Source organism: Campylobacter canadensis (assembly GCF_013177655.1).
Classification (GTDB): domain Bacteria; phylum Campylobacterota; class Campylobacteria; order Campylobacterales; family Campylobacteraceae; genus Campylobacter_E; species Campylobacter_E canadensis.
In genome coordinates, this window is record NZ_CP035946.1 from 467,116 (window position 1) to 483,590 (window position 16,475).

Genomic DNA, 16,475 nt, shown 5'->3' on the forward strand with positions numbered 1-16,475 from the left:
TTATTTTAAATATTGAAAAATACTATCATTTAGCTTAAAATTTTAAAATAAATTTTCTTTATGGAGTTTTTGTTATATTTTTTGCTGTGTTATCTTAGAAAAATAATTATAAATATTAGGTAAATTATTTGCTAGAGCTTAGGGTAAAAGAAAAATAGCTTGAGAAAAAGCCATTATTGATTTTTTCAAGTTGAGAAATAGCTGCATCATAATTTCTTGCTTGAAGATATAATAAAGCTAAAGCAAAACGACTTTCTAAATTCTGTGGATTTTTCACTCTTGAAAGTTCTAATAATGCTATTGCTGAGTTTGGATGGTTTGCACCAATTGCTGCAACACTTGCTAAAAAGAAGGTTTGCGAATCTTGTATTTGATAATCATCTATTAAACTATTATAAATAGTGTAGCTTTCTTCAAATTCATTTGCATAAATATCTAAATAAGCTAATGCTTTTAAAATTCCAACTTCATTGCTTGTTTTTAATAATTCTTTTAGTTTTTCTCTTTCACTTGCTAAAAGTCCTGAAATTTGCATTAATTTTACATAATTTAAGCTTACTATTCTAGCTCCACCAAATAATGCTCTATAATCAAGATTTTTATTTAAAAAATATATTTGTATATCTCTTGCGTATTTTTTTATGTCTTTATTTGTATTTTTTAATGAAAAATACAAAATATTAGCGATTATATCATTATTGCTAATATCATTTAAAACCTTTGCATCATTTACTAAATTGTCTGTATTAAGATTTACAAAATCACAAATTATTTTTAAAATAATATTAAAAGGATTTTTTTCATATTTTGAATTTAAAAAATCTTGCATTTGCACATAATCTTTAGTTTTTACCGCTAAAAGTGCTTTTGTATAAGCTTTATTTTGATTTTTTACATTTTCACTTACATCTTGTTCTAATCTTATATCTTCATCAAGCAAAATATCAGCACAATATAAAGCGTAAATACCTGCTTGAGTGTTATTTGGGTCAAGGTGATAACTTGCTATAAAGTGTTTTTTAGCTAAATCGTATTTATTTAATAAAGCATAGGTTAAAGCTAAATCGTATTGTAAAATACTATGTTGTGGATATTGTTTAACTAAGTCTTGAAAGATTTCTGAAGCCTTTTCAATATTATAATTAAAAGCAAGATTTAATGCTTTTGAAATTTGTATATCTATATTTGAGATTGTATTGCTATCTTGCAAAAATGCATTTGCACTTGAATAATCGTCTAAAAAAATATTAACATTAGCTTTGTTTATAAGTTTCATAGCATTTTTTGCATTAAAAACTAAAAATGGAGAATAATAAAAAATTAAATCATATTGTTGTTGTTTTGAACTTAAGAAATTTTTATCATATAAGCTTTGAGCATAGTCTATATCTGATAATCTTTTATTTATAATTGTTTGAACATAATATTTGTTTTCAAGCAAGTCCTTATTATTTTTAAGTAAATACGCAAACAACTCACTGCTTTCTTTATAATCAGCAACTTTTAAATCAACAAAGGCTAGGCTTAATCTCACCAAATCACTTTCTTTTTTCCTTTCTAGTGCGTTTGTTAAATAAAACTTTGCTTTGTTAAATTCTGCATTTTTTGCATAAAGCAAGCCTAGTGTGAGTGAATTATCATAATTTGATACTTCTTGCAGTTTTGTGATTGCTCTTTTTTCGTCGTTTAAAATTGAATAAATTTTTGCTTGTAGGTAGCTTGAATCATCTTGATACACTTTATTTTTATTTTTACTTAGTGCTTGTAAGGCTTCAGGATAAAAACCTTTATAGTAATTTATAAGCCCTAAGTAATAATAATATAAAGCACTTTCTTGCTCGTTATTTAAATATGAATATGCTAAATCTATATAATAATTAAATTCTTTTTTGTTATTTAAATACAATGCACAAACAGCAGCATTTAGTGCAGCTACGGTATTGTTTTCGTTGTTTTCTAGTGCTTTTTTAAAACTTGTTAAAGCATCTTTATAATTTTCTTGTTTCATTCTTGATACACCAAGATTGTAATTTGAAAAACTTTCATTGTATTTTGCAATATTTTCATAAAGCTTTAAAGCTTCATTTTTATCCCCGCTTTCATATAAAGAATTAGCTTTAGCAATCATAATATCTAGTTTTTTACTTTGAAATTGCTCTATGCTAACGGGACTTTCTTTTATAAGCTGCGTTAAACTTTCTTGTTTATTTTCTGAATTTTTTTTACTTTTTATTATAAAAAAAAGGCTTAAAAGTAATAGTATAAGTACAAATAGCAAGGCTATGATTAAAATTAAATTCTTTTTATTAAAAGGACTTTTTTTAACCTCGCTAAGCTCTGTGCTTTCTTCTTCTATTACTATTACTTTTTCTTCAGCCATTTTTTACATGTACTTTCTTAATACTTCAGGAATTGCTATACTTCCATCTTTTCTTTGATAATTTTCCATAATAGCAACTAAGGTTCTACCAACTGCAAGGCTAGAACCATTTAGAGTATGAGCTAGTTGGTTTTTACCGTTTTCATCTTTATATCTAATCTTTGCTCTTCTTGCTTGAAAATCATAGCAATTACTTACAGAACTTATTTCTCTATATTTGTTTTGACCTGGTAACCACACTTCTAAATCTACAGTTTTACCAGCACTAAAACCTAAATCTCCGCTACAAAGCATAAGATGTCTATGAGCTAAACCTAAAGAAGTTAGCAAATCACTAGCACAATCAAGCATTTCATTAAATACTTTATCGCTATTTTGAGCATCGCTAATACTAACTAGCTCAACTTTTCCAAACTGATGTTGTCTAATTATGCCTTTAGTATCTTTTCCTGCGCTTCCTGCTTCTTTTCTAAAACATGGAGAGTAACAAGTCATTTTAATAGGTAGGTCGTTTTTATTAATAATTTCATCAGCATATAAATTTGTAACGCTCACTTCGCTAGTAGGTATTAAATATAATTCTTCATCTTCAATTTTAAATAAGTCTTCTTTAAATTTAGGTAATTGTCCTGTACCATACATTGTAGTAGTATTTACAATATAAGGTGTATTTACAAATTCAAAGCCTCTTTTTTGATTAAAATCAATCATATAATTATACAAAGCTCTTTCTAATCTAGCACCTTCTCCTCTTAAAGCTACAAAACGGCTTTTTGCTACTTTAACCCCTCTTGTAAAGTCAAGCCAACCAAGATTAACTCCTAAGTCGTAATGGTCTTTTGGACTAAAATCAAATGTAGGTGGTGTTAAAACCTTTTTAATTTCAACATTATCTTCTTCATCTTCTCCAATAGGAACAACATCAGCGATTAAGTTAGGTAAAGAACTAGCTATATTCTCTACTTCTTCTTCTAGCATTCTTACTCTTTCTTGAGCGTTTGTTATATTTTGCTTATTTTCATTTAGGCTATTTTTTAAAGCGCTTGTATCTTCTTTTTTACTAGCTAAAAGTGCAAGCTGCTTAGAATTTGCATTTTGAAAAGCTTGTAATTCTTCAAGTTTTGCTTTTTCTTTTTTACATTCGTTATATTTGTCTAATAAGTTTTTTAAAACACCATCATCAACTTTTTTTGCTTTTAATTTACGATTAAATTCTTCGTAATTTGTTTCAATTAATTTTAAATTAATCATTTTACATCCTTTTAAATATTCATTGCTTGTTTAATTTTATCTAAATTTTGCTTAGCTAGGACTTTAGCTTTATCTTTTCCTATATTTAAAATATCATAAATTTCATTTGTGCTTAATAATCTTTCATATTCAGCTCTAGCTTTTGAAAAATATTCCCAAATAACATCACATAAATATAGTTTAAAATGCCCATAGCCTTCTTTACCACTAGCATATCTTTGCTTTAAACTATTTTGCTCATCTTCGTTTAAAAATAAAGATGCTATTTTAAAAATATTACAATTTTGCCAATCTTTAGGCTCTTCAAGCGGTGTGCTATCACTTGCTATTTTATTAACTTGTTTTTTTAAACTTTTATAATCAGTAAAAATATCAATAGTATTAGAATAGCTTTTGCTCATCTTAGCCCCATCAGTACCTACTATTGTTTGCATATTTTCATCAATTAAAGCTTCAGGAAGGCTAAAAATTTGTCCAAATTCATTATTTATTTTAATAGCAATATCTCTTGCGATTTCAATGTGTTGAATTTGGTCTTTTCCAACTGGAACTTTATTTGCATCAAATAATAAAATATCAGCTGCCATTAAAACAGGGTAAGAAAATAAACTATGATTTGGGCTTATTCCTTTTGCTATTTTATCTTTATATGAATGTGCTCTTTCAAGTAGTCCCATAGGTGTGAAATTAGATAAAATCCAATATAATTCTAAAACTTCTTTAACATCACTTTGTAAGTAAAAAATATTATTTTTATAATCAAGCCCTAAAGATACAAAAGCAGCAGCAGCTTTTTTTATATTTTCTTTTAAAAGATTATTTTTTTTAAGCACCGAAGTCATTGCATGATAATCAGCAATAAACATAATTAAATTATTTTTTTGCTCAAGCATAGGCTTTATTGCACCAAAATAATTTCCAATGTGTAAATCACCACTTGGTTGAATTCCTGTAAAAATTTTCATTATTGCTCCGTTTTTAACTCGTAATTTAAAATTTATGCTTAATATAAGTAAAAAAAATTAATATAAGGATTTAAAATGATTTATGATTTAATAGTAATTGGAGCAGGTCCTGCTGGAATTGCAGCTGCTTTTGAAGCAAAGAAAAATGGTGCAAAGAATGTTTTGTTATTAGAAAAAGCAAAAGAAAATTGCCAAACTTTTAGAGTTTATTATAAAGACGGAAAAAGGGTTGATAAAGTTTATAAAGGCATAGATGTTGCTAATAAAGGTAATTTAAATTTTGTTGATGGAACAAAAGAAAGCACATTAGAATTATTTGATAATGCGATTAAGCAATCAGATTTTGAATACAAAACATCTTGTGAAGTTGAAAAGGTTAAAAAAGAAGCAGATAATTACAAAGTTGTAACTTCAAATGGCGATTTTTTAACCAAATATGTTGTAGTTGCTATTGGTAGAATGGGTAAGCCTAATAAACCAGATTACAAACTTCCATCAAAATTTTCAAAAGTTATTAATTTTAATGCAAATGATGCAAAAGAAAATGAAAAAATCTTAGTAGTAGGCGGTGGAAATTCAGCTGCTGAATACGCTGTTGATTTAAGTTTAAAAGCTGATGTAACAATGTGTTATAGAAAGGCTGAATTTACAAGATTAAACGATATAAATTTACAAAATGTAAAAAATGCTAAAATTAATCTTTTAATGGCTACTGATATTGTTGAAGTTAGCGATAGTTTAGATAAACCAAGTGTAAAATTTACAAATGGTACAACTATGGAATTTGATAGAATAATTTATGGAATTGGTGGTTCAACTCCAGTTGATTTTTTAAATAATTGCTCAATTAATATTGATGATAAAGGCGTGCCTAGCTTTGATGCAAATACAATGCAAACAAATATGCAAGGAATTTTTGTTGCAGGCGATATTGCTTCAAAAAATGGTGAAAGTATTATGATTGCGTTAAATGCTGCTAAAAGTATTGCTGATTTTTGTTTTAAGGCTTAATTTTGATGCTTATTGATAAAGTTAAAGAGTATAAGATTTATTTATTTGTTGCCATAGCTATTTTATTAGCTGTGGTATATTTTTCTATTCCTGCTAAGGCTAGCGAATCAAAAGAAAATATTGTAGCAAGTGTGCAAATTAAGAAAGAAAATAAAGAAGAAAAAACACCTTTAAGTGATTTGGATGCGCAAAATTATAAAATTTTAAATGAAAAAATTATTTATTTAAATAAGCAATTAAATAGCTATAAAAGTTTGCAAAACAATGGAAAAGATGAGCTAGAAAAATTATATTCAGAAAATGAAAAGTTAAAATCACAAAGCGATAGTTTGCTTGAAAAAATTAATGAATTAGAGCATAAAATAAGCAATGAAGAACTTTTAGTTAATAATAAAAATAAAGAATTTTTTGAAGAAGCTATTAATAAATTAAACAACGATTTAGCCGAGTATAAAAGTGAAAATGATTCTTTAAAATTAAGTTTAAATGATAAAGAAAATCAAATAAAAAATTTAAATAATTTAATGCAGACATTAAGCAATCAAAGACAAATGGAAGAATTTGAAAAAGATAATAATAAAAAACAAGTTGAAAATAAAATAAATGAATATGAAGCAAAACTTCAAGCTAGTTTAAAAAATAATAAGGATTTAAATAAAGAAAATGATGTTTTAAAAGAAAGAATAAAAAATCTTTCAAAATTAGAAAATGTTAATGTTGATTTAAATAAAAAAATAAATGAAATTAATTTACAAAATTTAGAATATGTAAAAGAAATTTCCGCTGCTAATAAATTAAATAAAGATTTAAATGATAAATTTAATGCAGATGTAGCAAAACTTAACTTAGAAAATAAAGATTTATCAAATAAATTAAATGAAAGTAAAGCACAGATTGTAAAATTAACTCAAGCAAATGAAAATTTACAAAATAATGCCAATAAAAATGATATTTTATTAAGTCAAAACGAAGGCTTAAAAAATGATTTATTTCAAAGTAAATTAAGCTTAGAAAATTACAAAAACGAGCAGGGTAAAAAAATACAAAAAATTAATGAAGAACACCAAAAAGCACTGTTAAAAATACAAAGTGAATTAAATGCTCTTTCAAAAGATAATAATCAATTAAAAGCTGAAAATTCAAAACTCTTAATTAGTATTAAAAATGCTGAAGTAAAAAATAAAGAACTTGATGAAAAGCTAAATATGCAAAGTAAAAATAATTTAGCAAATAATGATGCTTTAAATAACCAAAACGATAAAATTCAAGAATATTTAAGTCAAATTGATGGGCTTAAAAAAGACATTGAAAAAGAAAAAAATGATAAATTTAATTTAGCAAAACAAATTACAAATCTAAATGAAGAATTATTAAAATATAAAAAAGGTTTAGATACTAATTCAAAAGTTGCTTTACTTCAAGAACAAAATACTAGCCTTCAAAAACAACTTGAAAATTTGCAAAACAATGAATTTAAACTAAATACAACCTCAATTACAAAATACGCTCAAATGCAGTGTGATAACTTGCCTACAGGAAAAGTTAAGCTTGATGATGATTGCGAAAGAAGATTAAAAGACTTTTTAGCAAAATATAAGCAAGATTATATTTATGAGATAACAGCAATTATTAATAATGGTGGGTTTAGAAGTTTAAATGCAGCCCTAGACAATAAACAAATTAGCGAACAAGAAGTAGCTAGACTTACAAAGTTAGCAAATATAGGTTTAGCAAAGGATAGAATAGCCTTAGCTGCTGATTATATTAAAAATAATGTAAAAAATGCAATTATTAGCTCTAATGTTGAACCTGTTTATTCTAAAGATAAAAAAGGCTTTATTTTAAGAGTGTATAAATGATAATTTATCAATATAAAAATGGCTATCGATACAATAGTGATAGCCTTATTTTGTATGATTTTTCAAAACAGTATTTAAAGCGTGGTTATGGGCTTGATATTGGTTGTGGTAGTGGTATTTTAGCCTTACTTTTAAGTCAAAATAATAAGATTAAAATGAATGCCATTGATATTCAAGAGCAAAATACTAATTTAGCTAGTTTTAATTTTAAAAATAATAATTTAAATATACAAAGTTTTACCTCGGATATTAATACTTTTACAAATGCTCAAAAATACGATTTTGCTATTTGTAATCCACCTTTTTACACTAAAGAATTTGCACAAAATGAACATATAAATATTAGCAGACACCATAGTTATATGCGTTTAGATGATTTGTTAAAACATTGCTCAAGATTATTAAAGCCAATGGGGGAATTTTGTTTTTGTTATGATGCAAAAAAACTTGATTATGTTTTTTCTAAAATTAGTTTGAGTTCTTTTAAATGCCTTGCTTTAAAACTTGTATTTTCAAAAACTAATAAGGATGCATATTTAGCACTTTTTTATCTTAAAAAGTCTAGCAAAAGTGATTTAAAAATTTTAAAACCCTTTGTATGCTATGATGAAAACAATCAAGTAAGCAGTGAATTTAAAAGAATTTATGATGAGATAAAGGTAAATAGTTGTGATTTATAATAAAGATTTTTCTTATTCTTTTGATGAAAACAAGTGCAAAGAGTGTGGTGGAAAATGTTGCACAGGAGAGAGCGGGTATATTTTTTTAGATGATATAGAACTTAATAATTTAGCTGAATTTTTTAAAATGCAAAAAGATGAATTTATAAAAAATTACTGTATAAAAATCAAAAATCGCTATTCTTTAAGAGAAAAATTGTATTTAGATGGATATGCTTGTATTTTTTTTAATGAAGATGAAAAAAACTGCGGAATTTATAATTTACGCCCAAAACAGTGTAGAACTTTTCCTTTTTGGGAGTATTTTAAAAAAAATGTTGATGAGGTGAAAAAAGAATGTATAGGTATTTGTTTTTAATTGTATTGGTATTTTCTTCTTTGTTTGCAGATAATTTATCTATTCAAGAAACTAAAGATAAATTAATTTTAGATGCCTTAATTAACGAAGATGATAAAGAAAAGGCTTTTGAATCTTACAAGCAACTTTTTTTACTTACAAATGAACAAGTATATTTAGAAGAAGCTTTAAATTATGCAGTAAATAATGAAAGTTTAAATTTCTTAAAAAATAATGTAGAAAATAAAGATTTGTTAGAGCAAATTGATATTAGATTTTTATTTTTAAATAAAAAATATGATGAATGCTTAAAAAAGGTTGTAGCGTACACAAATAAGAAAGAATCAAGATTGTTTGCTTTTTTTTACATTAGAATATCATTTTTATTAAATAAAGATATTGAAAGTATGAAAAAATATGTAGAAGGATATTTTAAAAAATATAATGATGTTGAAGTAATAACATTTTTTGTTGCCTTTTTAGCTAACGAAGAAAATGTTGATTCAAAAGCTTTACTTGCTTTTGTAAAAAAATATGAAGAAGATATTTATGATAAGCTTTTTTTGCTTAAAGTATATGTTAATTTTTCTGATTTAAAAGTAGCAGAAGAATTAGTAAATAAAATGGAAGATGAATACAAAGACAATAAAGAATTTATTTATGTTAAAAATTGTTTATATTACGAGCTTAGTAAAGAAAAAAAAGATTATAAAAAAGCAGTTGAGTATTTAGACCTTATAAACGATTATGAACAAGATAAAATTGCATACTATAGTAGAATTTTTAAATTAGTTAGTCAGTGTGTAGAAAACAAAGAACTTTCTAGCGCAGCAATGATTTTAGAAAAATATAAAATCCGAAATAGTATTTTAGCAGATATTTATGTAAGCTTAAATGAATTTAGCAAGGCTAGCGAGCTTTATTATGAATTATCTCTTAAATCAGATGATAATAAAATGAATTATTTAGCTTTATCTTATCTTTTTTCTTATTATGATAACAAAGATACTTATAAGGATTATTTTAAACTTGATGAAATTATCGCAAAGGGCGGGGTAAGTGCTGAACTTATAAATAATTATGCTTATTATTTAGTTGATGAAAAAATTGATATTGAGAAAGCTTATAAGTTGATATCTAAAATTATGCAAGATGAGCAAAATCAAAAGAACCCTTATTATTTAGATACTTATGCTTGGGTTTTATATCATAAAAAAGACTGCAAAAAAGCTTATGAAATTATTCAAAAAGCCATATCATTAGATGAAAAATATGCAAATGAAGATGAGGCAAAAGAACATCTTTTAAGGATTGAAAATTGCAAGAATTAGATATGAATACTCTTTTAAAAAGTACTTCTTTTAATATTTTTTATCCTCGTATAATTAATGAAAAAGAAGTAAATTTTTCTTACGATTTAAACGATTTATCTTCACAAGCTTTTATTTCAAAAGATTTTGATGAATTAGGCTATGCAAGAAGATACACAAATAAATATTTATTTTATAAAGCTAACAATCTTACTCAAGAGCTTATTATTAAAGCAAATATTTATGGTTGTGATGGTATTGTTTTAGATAAAATTAAGAATAAAAATCTTTTACAAGCTGCAAAAAATAATGGACTTTATTTAGCTTATATTATTGATACTAATTTTAAGGCTTTAAAAGCTAGTTTATTGGATATTGATATTTGCATTTGCAGTAAAGATATAAATATAAATCATAGTAAAATTAAAGGTATTTTATGAAATATTTAAACGCCCCATGGAGAAAAAAATATCACGAAAGCAAGCAAACAAGTTGCCCTTTTTGTAATGAAAACGACTTATTGGTTAAAGAAGGTAGCTTTTCTAAGATTATTTTAAATAAATATCCTTATAGCCCAGCACATTTTTTAATAATTCCAAAAGAACATAAAAAATTTTTAAACGAGCTTAGCAAAGAATGCCTTATTGAAATGTGGGAATTTACAGCACTTTGTGAAGATTTTTTATTAAATATAATAAAAGCACAAGGAGTTAATGTAGGTATAAATTTAGGTGCGGCAGCAGGTGCAGGAATACAAGAACATTTGCATATTCACGCTCTTGCAAGATGGCATCGTGATACTAATTTTATCACTACAATAGCTAAAACAAGAGTTTTAAGTGATGATAGTGGTGATATTTTGCAAAAGGCAAGAGAATATTTATGCAAGAAATAAGTGCAAGAGATTTTTTACAACAATATAAAACACAAATAACAATTGATGCAAGAAGCCCAAACGAACATAAACACTCAAGAATAAATTCGCTTAATTTATTTGCATTAGATAATTTACAAAGAGAAGAAGTAGGAACTATTTATAAACATAATAAATTTAATGCTAATCTTTTAGGCGCTTCTTTAATTTGTAAAAATACACACAGACATTTAAAATTTATTAAAAAAAATATAAAAGCTTATTCAAAAATTTATATTTATTGTGCTAGAGGCGGTCAAAGAAGTTCTTCAATAGCCCATATTTTAAGCGAAATCGGCTTTGATGTTTATAAATGTAAGGGCGGTTTTAAAGAAATTAGACAAGAAGTTATAAATTATTTAGATAATTTTTGCGATAAAAAATTTGTACTTTTATGTGGTATGAGCGGGGTTGGTAAAAGCAGAATTTTAAGAGAACTTGATAATAATATTGATTTAGAAGCAATGGCACATCATTTAGGTTCAACCTTTGGTCTAAGAAATGCAAAACAGCCAAGCCAAGCACAGTTTGATATAAATTTATATGAAAAATTGCATACTTTTAATAATGAATTAATCTTTTGCGAGGCAGAAAGTAAAAATATTGGGGTTTTAACTCTTAGTAATAACTTTTATGAGCAGATTAATAAGGGTATTAAAATTTTATGCACGGCAAGTGATGAGATAAGAGTAAATAATTGTGTAAATGATTACAAAAATATAAGTAAAGATTTTTTTATGTTATGTTTAAAAAGATTAAATAAATATTTAGGTAATGCAAATTGTATTTACTATGAAAAATTATTTAATAATAAAGATTTTAACACTTTAGCTTATGAATTATTAACTAATTATTATGATAAAGTTTATAAAAAACCAAGCAATATTGATTATGAGCTAAGCCTTGATGATATGAAGAAAGCAAAAGAATTTCTTATGCAAATTTCAACTTTATAATGAAAGGAATAAATGTCTAAAAATATAATTGTATTTGGCAGTATGAATGTTGATTTTTCTATTGCCTGTAGTAAGATGCCAAAAGAAGGCGAGACAGTCTTAGGAGATGATTTATTAATCACTCAAGGTGGTAAGGGTGCAAACCAAGCTTTAGCAGCAGCAAAGCTAGGAGCAAATGTTAAAATGCTTGCTAGTGTTGCAGACGATAATTTTAGCAATTTTTTAATTGATAACTTAAAAAATAATAACATTTGTGTAAAAAACATAATTAAAGCTAAAAATTCTAACAGTTCAATCGCCTTTATTTTAAGGTCAAATAACGATAATAGAATTATTATTAATAAAGGTGCAAATGTTTATATACAAGCAGATGATATTAAAAAAACATTAAATTCTTTAGCTAAAAATAAAGAAATAAAAGAAAATGATATTTTTATTACTCAGCTAGAATGCGATATTAAAGCTAGTTTAGAAGCCTTAAAATATGCTAAAGAATTAAATCTTTATACTATTTTTAACCCTGCACCAGCTTTAAAAATAGATAAGTCTTATTTAAAATATGTTGATTTATTTATTTTAAATCAAAGCGAATGCGAGTTTTATACAAAAGAAAATTTAAATGAAAATAATTTAATAACCAATATTGATAAATTATTATCTTTAGGTATCAAAGAACTTATTTTAACTCTATCAAGCAAGGGTTGTATTTACAAAAAGCAAGGGCAAAAAGAACTTAGATTTTTAGCTAATAAGGTAAAAAGTATTGACACAACAGCAGCAGGTGATTGTTTTATAGGTGCTTTAGCTGCAAGTTTTAGCAAAAATAATGATATAGCAAAATCAATAGAATTTGCAAGCAAGGCCGCAGCGCTTAGCACTTTAAAACTTGGTGCTCAAAGTTCTATTCCTAGTTTAGAAGAAGTAAATAATTTTTTTAAGGAGAATAAATGAGACCAATAATTATTGACACAGACCCAGGTATTGATGATGCTATAGCCATTGCAATTGCAGCTTTTTCTAATGAGCTTGATATAAAGCTAATTAGTACTGTTGCAGGTAATGTTAGTTTAGAAAAAGTTACTCAAAATGCTTTAAAACTACTTGCATTGTTTAAAAAAGATATTCCAGTTGCAATGGGAGCAAAAGCAGCTTTGATTGAAGAATTTGTTGATGCTGCAAATGTTCATGGGCTAAGCGGAATGGATGGTTATGATTTTCCTGAAGCTAAAGAAGAATTATTATTAAAAGAACACGCAGTTATCGCTTTAAGAGATTGTATTTTAAATTCAAAAGAAAAAATAACTTTAGTACCAATTGCACCCTTAACAAATATTGCATTATTATTTACTATCTTTCCTGAAGTAAAGCAAAACATTAAAGAAATAGTTTTAATGGGCGGTTCTTTAAGTCGTGGAAATAAAGGTGTAATGAGTGAATTTAATTTTGCAAGCGATCCTGAAGCAGCAAAAATTGTTTTTAATTCAAAGTTACCAATTGTGATGGCAGGTTTAGATGTTGGCTTAAAAGCACTTGTTATGCCAAGCGATATGCAAGAAATTCAAAATTTTGGTGAAGTTGGAAAAATGGCTTATGCTTTATTTAAAAAATATCGTGGCGGTTCTTTTAATACAGGGCTTAAAATGTATGATAGTTGTGCTATTGCTTATTTACTAAAGCCTGAATTATTTAGCATTAGTGAATGTTTTGTTGATATAGAATTAAATAACGGTCTTACTCGTGGTTGCAGCGTTGTGGATTTGAAAAATTATTTAAACAAACAAGCAAATGCAAAAGTTTGTGTAGATATTAATCAAGATGAATTTCGCAAATGGTTTTTAGCTGCAATGAAAAAATGTATTTAAGGGGTTTTAGTGTCAAATTTTATTATGTATTTTAGTGCTATTGTATCTATTTGTGTTGTATTTTATATGCTTATTAAGAAAATGGATATAAAAATTACTTTATTTTTTATAGGAATTGTTTTAATGTTTATTGCTCTTGCTAGCAATCATCAAATAGCAATTAAGAATTTTTCATCAAGCGGACTTTTAATGCTTGACCCAATTAAGGCAATTAGTGAAAAATTCAGATTTATAATTTCAAATTCAGGTTTTATTATTTTAATTTTAGGCGGTTATGCAGCTTATATGAATCATATTAGGGCAAATGATGCTACTGTGTATTTGCTTTTAAAGCCAATTAAGGCTATAAAATCAGCTTATTTGTTAATTCCAGCTGTATTTTTCATAGGGCATTTTTTATCAATTGTTATTCCTAGTGCTGCTAATTTAGCAATTATTTTACTAGCAACTATTTATCCAATTATGAGAAAGGCAGGACTTTCAGCGCTTAGTGCTGGTGGAGTTATTGCAACTACTGCAACTATTATGCCAACTCCATTAGGCGGAGATAATATAGCCTTAGTTGAACAATTACAAAAAGTAGCACATTTATCGCATTTAAGCGTTAGTGAATATGTGTTTAATTACCACGCAAGAGTTTCAATACCGACTTTAATTTTAATGGCGATAATACATCTTTTTTGGCAAAAGTATTGTGATAAAAAAGCAAATTATAATGAAGTTGTAGAGATAAACGAAGAAGAAAAGAATTTAGATTTTTCTTTATTTACAAAGATTATTTATGCGATATTGCCTTTATTTCCAATATTTTTGCTTGTGGGAATTTATATTTTTAGTGAAAATAAAAATATAAGAGTAGAAATAATAGTATTATTTTCTTTTGTACTTGCTATTATTTGTGAATTAATAAGAAGTAAAAGCATTAAAAAAACACTAGATGATACAAAAGAATTCTTCAAAGGTATGGGAAATGCTATGCCTATTGTTGCTTTATTAGTTGCTGGAACTACCTTTGTTTTGGGCTTGCAATCAATTGGAATAATAGCAGAACTTCAATCAAGTATGACTACTTTACAAGCAAATGGCTTTGGCTTTGTGTTACCACTTGTTTTAGTGGCTTTAAGTGCGGTTATTGTCTTATTAAGCGGTAGTGGTGTTGCTTTATTTTTTGCTATGATACCTTTATTAGTACCGCTTTCAGAAGCTGCAAATATAGATGTTTTAGCACTTTGTATTCCTATGGAATTAACAGGAAATTTATTAAGAGGAGTTTCTCCTGTATCGGCTGTTGTTATGATAGTTGCAGGTACAATCAATAAAGAGCCACTTGAAGTTGTAAAAAGAACAAGTGTGCCTATGATAAGCGGAGTTATTTTTATGTTTTGCTTATCTATGTTTTATTACTTATAAAAATAATAAATAAATTTTATATTATAAAATAACAAAAAGTAAAAATGTTTAGTTTTGTAGCAAAATTTAAAAAAAATTATTTTTTTTTGCACAAAACTGCATTTTTAAGGATAAGATAAAAATTTTTAAAATTAATTTAAGAAAGGATTTTATGAAAGAAACACAGTTTGGTAAAAAAGAGTTTTTTATAATCTCTTTAATGTTATTTTCTATGTTTTTTGGTGCTGGAAACTTTATATTTTCACCTATGGTTGCAAAAGATTCGGGGGAATTTTTTTATTTTACAATATTGTATTTTTGTTTAACCGCAGTTGCTTTACCTGTTTTAGGTGTTGCAGCAGTTGCAAAAGCAGGTACTCTAAAAGAATTAGCAAGTAGAGTAAATCCATTATTTGCTAGTATTTTTGTAATAGTAATTTATGTTTCAATTGGTCCATTACTTGCTATTCCAAGAGCTTCAATTATGCCTTATGAAATTGCTATTGCTCCATTTGTTGATGAAAAATATAATCTTTATACAACTTTAATTTATAGTGCTATTTATTTTATTTTAAATTATTATATTTGCTTAAATCCATCAAAGATGGTAGAAACATTAGGAAAATACCTAACGCCAATCCTTTTAGTATTAATTTTAATTATGTTTATTACAGCTTATTTTAGTGCAGATTTACAGATTGCTAATGCTCAAGGTAAGTATTTAAAACATCCAATCTCTTCAGCCTTCATTGATGGCTATCAAACTATGGATGCACTTGCTGCTTTAGTTTTTGGAATTAGTGTTGTAGCTGCTTTAAAAGGCTATGGGGTACAACACAAAAGTGTATTATCAATATTAACAGTTAAAACAGGCTTATGCGCTGGTGTTATTTTAATGATTGTTTATGTATTTTTGGGTTATTTAGGTTATAAATTTGGTTTAATGTTTAACGACGCTACAAACGGAGCAAGATTACTTTCAAGTATTAGTGATTATTTATTTGGAAAAGCAGGGATTATAATCTTAGGTTTAGCTTGTTTTTTAGCTTGTTTTACAACAACAATAGGTTTAATTGGTTCTGCAGGGGTTTATTTTGAAAGCATAAGCAAAATTAAATATAAGTATTGGATTATGCTTTGGTGTTTTGCAGGATTTTTAGTAGCAAATTTAGGTTTAACTCAAATATTAAAATTTAGCGTTCCTATTTTAATTGCTATTTATCCGATTGCTATTATCTTAATAATATTATCTTTTTTAAATACAATTATTGATGAAAGTAAGATTGTTTATTGTTTTTGTATTTACACTGCTGCTTTTATTGGAATAGTAAATGCTTTAGAAATGAATCAAATTATTATTCCTTTTGTAACAGAATATATAGTTAAATTACCGTTTTATGATGCAATGTTAGGCTGGATAACTCCTAGCGCTGCTGCATTTGTAATTTCTTATTTAATTCACTTTTTTTATAGAGATAAAGCATAAATAGATTGTTTGCGTATTTATTTACGCAAACATTTAATTAATACTATTTTTACCCTTTATGTTACAAACTTTGAAA

The 16,475-nt window shown here is 26.2% G+C and carries 15 protein-coding genes; 12 read left to right on the plus strand and 3 right to left on the minus strand.

Annotated elements, in window-relative coordinates:
- Positions 1 to 124: 124 nt before the first annotated feature.
- Genes CCANL266_RS02210 through trpS form a run of 3 tightly spaced genes read right to left on the minus strand, consistent with a single transcriptional unit; the run spans position 125 to position 4,596 of the window.
- Positions 125 to 2,380: a tetratricopeptide repeat protein gene (locus CCANL266_RS02210; RefSeq protein WP_172230721.1), complete on the minus strand. Its 2,256-nt coding sequence runs from the start codon at positions 2,378 to 2,380 to the stop codon at positions 125 to 127.
- 3 nt (positions 2,381 to 2,383) lie between these two features.
- Entirely contained in the window at positions 2,384 to 3,631 is a 1,248-nt protein-coding gene (gene serS, locus CCANL266_RS02215) for a serine--tRNA ligase (protein ID WP_172230724.1), read from the minus strand.
- An 11-nt stretch (positions 3,632 to 3,642) separates the two neighbouring features.
- Positions 3,643 to 4,596, minus strand: coding sequence for a tryptophan--tRNA ligase (gene trpS / locus CCANL266_RS02220; protein ID WP_172230727.1), 954 nt, complete (start codon positions 4,594 to 4,596; stop codon positions 3,643 to 3,645).
- 75 nt (positions 4,597 to 4,671) lie between these two features.
- On the opposite strand from trpS, the gene CCANL266_RS02225 reads away from it, so the two are divergent.
- The 12 genes from CCANL266_RS02225 to brnQ all read left to right on the plus strand — a co-directional run bounded on the left by CCANL266_RS02225 (position 4,672) and on the right by brnQ (position 16,399).
- Positions 4,672 to 5,607, plus strand: coding sequence for an NAD(P)-binding domain-containing protein (locus tag CCANL266_RS02225; protein ID WP_172230730.1), 936 nt, complete (start codon positions 4,672 to 4,674; stop codon positions 5,605 to 5,607).
- Positions 5,608 to 5,612: 5 nt separating this feature from the next.
- Positions 5,613 to 7,466 (plus strand): coiled-coil domain-containing protein, encoded by a 1,854-nt coding sequence (locus CCANL266_RS02230; protein WP_172230733.1) that lies wholly within the window; start codon positions 5,613 to 5,615, stop codon positions 7,464 to 7,466.
- Entirely contained in the window at positions 7,463 to 8,146 is a 684-nt protein-coding gene (locus CCANL266_RS02235) for a tRNA1(Val) (adenine(37)-N6)-methyltransferase (RefSeq protein ID WP_172230736.1), read from the plus strand. Before CCANL266_RS02230 ends, CCANL266_RS02235 begins: the two co-directional genes overlap by 4 nt.
- Positions 8,136 to 8,504, plus strand: a complete 369-nt coding sequence (locus CCANL266_RS02240; protein WP_172230739.1) for a YkgJ family cysteine cluster protein — start codon at positions 8,136 to 8,138, stop codon at positions 8,502 to 8,504. Before CCANL266_RS02235 ends, CCANL266_RS02240 begins: the two co-directional genes overlap by 11 nt.
- On the plus strand, positions 8,483 to 9,814 hold the full coding sequence (locus CCANL266_RS02245) for a tetratricopeptide repeat protein (protein WP_172230742.1): 1,332 nt from the start codon (positions 8,483 to 8,485) through the stop codon (positions 9,812 to 9,814). The genes CCANL266_RS02240 and CCANL266_RS02245 overlap by 22 nt, the downstream gene beginning before the upstream one ends.
- Positions 9,802 to 10,233 carry a hypothetical protein gene (locus tag CCANL266_RS02250; protein ID WP_172230745.1) on the plus strand — a complete coding sequence of 144 codons (432 nt, stop codon included), beginning with the start codon at positions 9,802 to 9,804 and terminating at the stop codon, positions 10,231 to 10,233. The genes CCANL266_RS02245 and CCANL266_RS02250 overlap by 13 nt, the downstream gene beginning before the upstream one ends.
- Complete coding sequence (locus tag CCANL266_RS02255) at positions 10,230 to 10,688, plus strand: HIT family protein (protein ID WP_172230748.1); 459 nt, start codon at positions 10,230 to 10,232, stop codon at positions 10,686 to 10,688. Before CCANL266_RS02250 ends, CCANL266_RS02255 begins: the two co-directional genes overlap by 4 nt.
- A complete protein-coding gene (mnmH, locus tag CCANL266_RS02260) occupies positions 10,676 to 11,662 on the plus strand; it encodes a tRNA 2-selenouridine(34) synthase MnmH (protein ID WP_172230751.1) in 987 nt (328 codons plus the stop codon). The genes CCANL266_RS02255 and mnmH overlap by 13 nt, the downstream gene beginning before the upstream one ends.
- A 12-nt stretch (positions 11,663 to 11,674) precedes the next feature.
- Positions 11,675 to 12,613, plus strand: coding sequence for a ribokinase (locus CCANL266_RS02265; protein ID WP_172230754.1), 939 nt, complete (start codon positions 11,675 to 11,677; stop codon positions 12,611 to 12,613).
- On the plus strand, positions 12,610 to 13,524 hold the full coding sequence (gene rihC, locus CCANL266_RS02270; protein WP_172230757.1) for a ribonucleoside hydrolase RihC: 915 nt from the start codon (positions 12,610 to 12,612) through the stop codon (positions 13,522 to 13,524). Before CCANL266_RS02265 ends, rihC begins: the two co-directional genes overlap by 4 nt.
- Positions 13,525 to 13,533: 9 nt before the next feature.
- Positions 13,534 to 14,934, plus strand: coding sequence for a C4-dicarboxylate transporter DcuC (dcuC, locus tag CCANL266_RS02275; RefSeq protein ID WP_172230760.1), 1,401 nt, complete (start codon positions 13,534 to 13,536; stop codon positions 14,932 to 14,934).
- A gap of 151 nt (positions 14,935 to 15,085) precedes the next feature.
- Positions 15,086 to 16,399, plus strand: coding sequence for a branched-chain amino acid transport system II carrier protein (gene brnQ, locus CCANL266_RS02280; protein ID WP_172230763.1), 1,314 nt, complete (start codon positions 15,086 to 15,088; stop codon positions 16,397 to 16,399).
- Positions 16,400 to 16,475: the final 76 nt, after the last annotated feature.

Bases quoted from the DNA above. Each gene is read 5' to 3' on its own strand.
- CCANL266_RS02210 (WP_172230721.1), bottom strand. From the start codon at position 2,380: ATGGCTGAAGAAAAAGTAATAGTAATAGAAGAAGAAAGCACAGAGCTT.
- serS (WP_172230724.1), bottom strand. From the start codon at position 3,631: ATGATTAATTTAAAATTAATTGAAACAAATTACGAAGAATTTAATCGT.
- trpS (WP_172230727.1), bottom strand. From the start codon at position 4,596: ATGAAAATTTTTACAGGAATTCAACCAAGTGGTGATTTACACATTGGA.
- CCANL266_RS02225 (WP_172230730.1), top strand. From the start codon at position 4,672: ATGATTTATGATTTAATAGTAATTGGAGCAGGTCCTGCTGGAATTGCA.
- CCANL266_RS02230 (WP_172230733.1), top strand. From the start codon at position 5,613: ATGCTTATTGATAAAGTTAAAGAGTATAAGATTTATTTATTTGTTGCC.
- CCANL266_RS02235 (WP_172230736.1), top strand. From the start codon at position 7,463: ATGATAATTTATCAATATAAAAATGGCTATCGATACAATAGTGATAGC.
- CCANL266_RS02245 (WP_172230742.1), top strand. From the start codon at position 8,483: ATGTATAGGTATTTGTTTTTAATTGTATTGGTATTTTCTTCTTTGTTT.
- CCANL266_RS02255 (WP_172230748.1), top strand. From the start codon at position 10,230: ATGAAATATTTAAACGCCCCATGGAGAAAAAAATATCACGAAAGCAAG.
- mnmH (WP_172230751.1), top strand. From the start codon at position 10,676: ATGCAAGAAATAAGTGCAAGAGATTTTTTACAACAATATAAAACACAA.
- CCANL266_RS02265 (WP_172230754.1), top strand. From the start codon at position 11,675: ATGTCTAAAAATATAATTGTATTTGGCAGTATGAATGTTGATTTTTCT.
- rihC (WP_172230757.1), top strand. From the start codon at position 12,610: ATGAGACCAATAATTATTGACACAGACCCAGGTATTGATGATGCTATA.
- brnQ (WP_172230763.1), top strand. From the start codon at position 15,086: ATGAAAGAAACACAGTTTGGTAAAAAAGAGTTTTTTATAATCTCTTTA.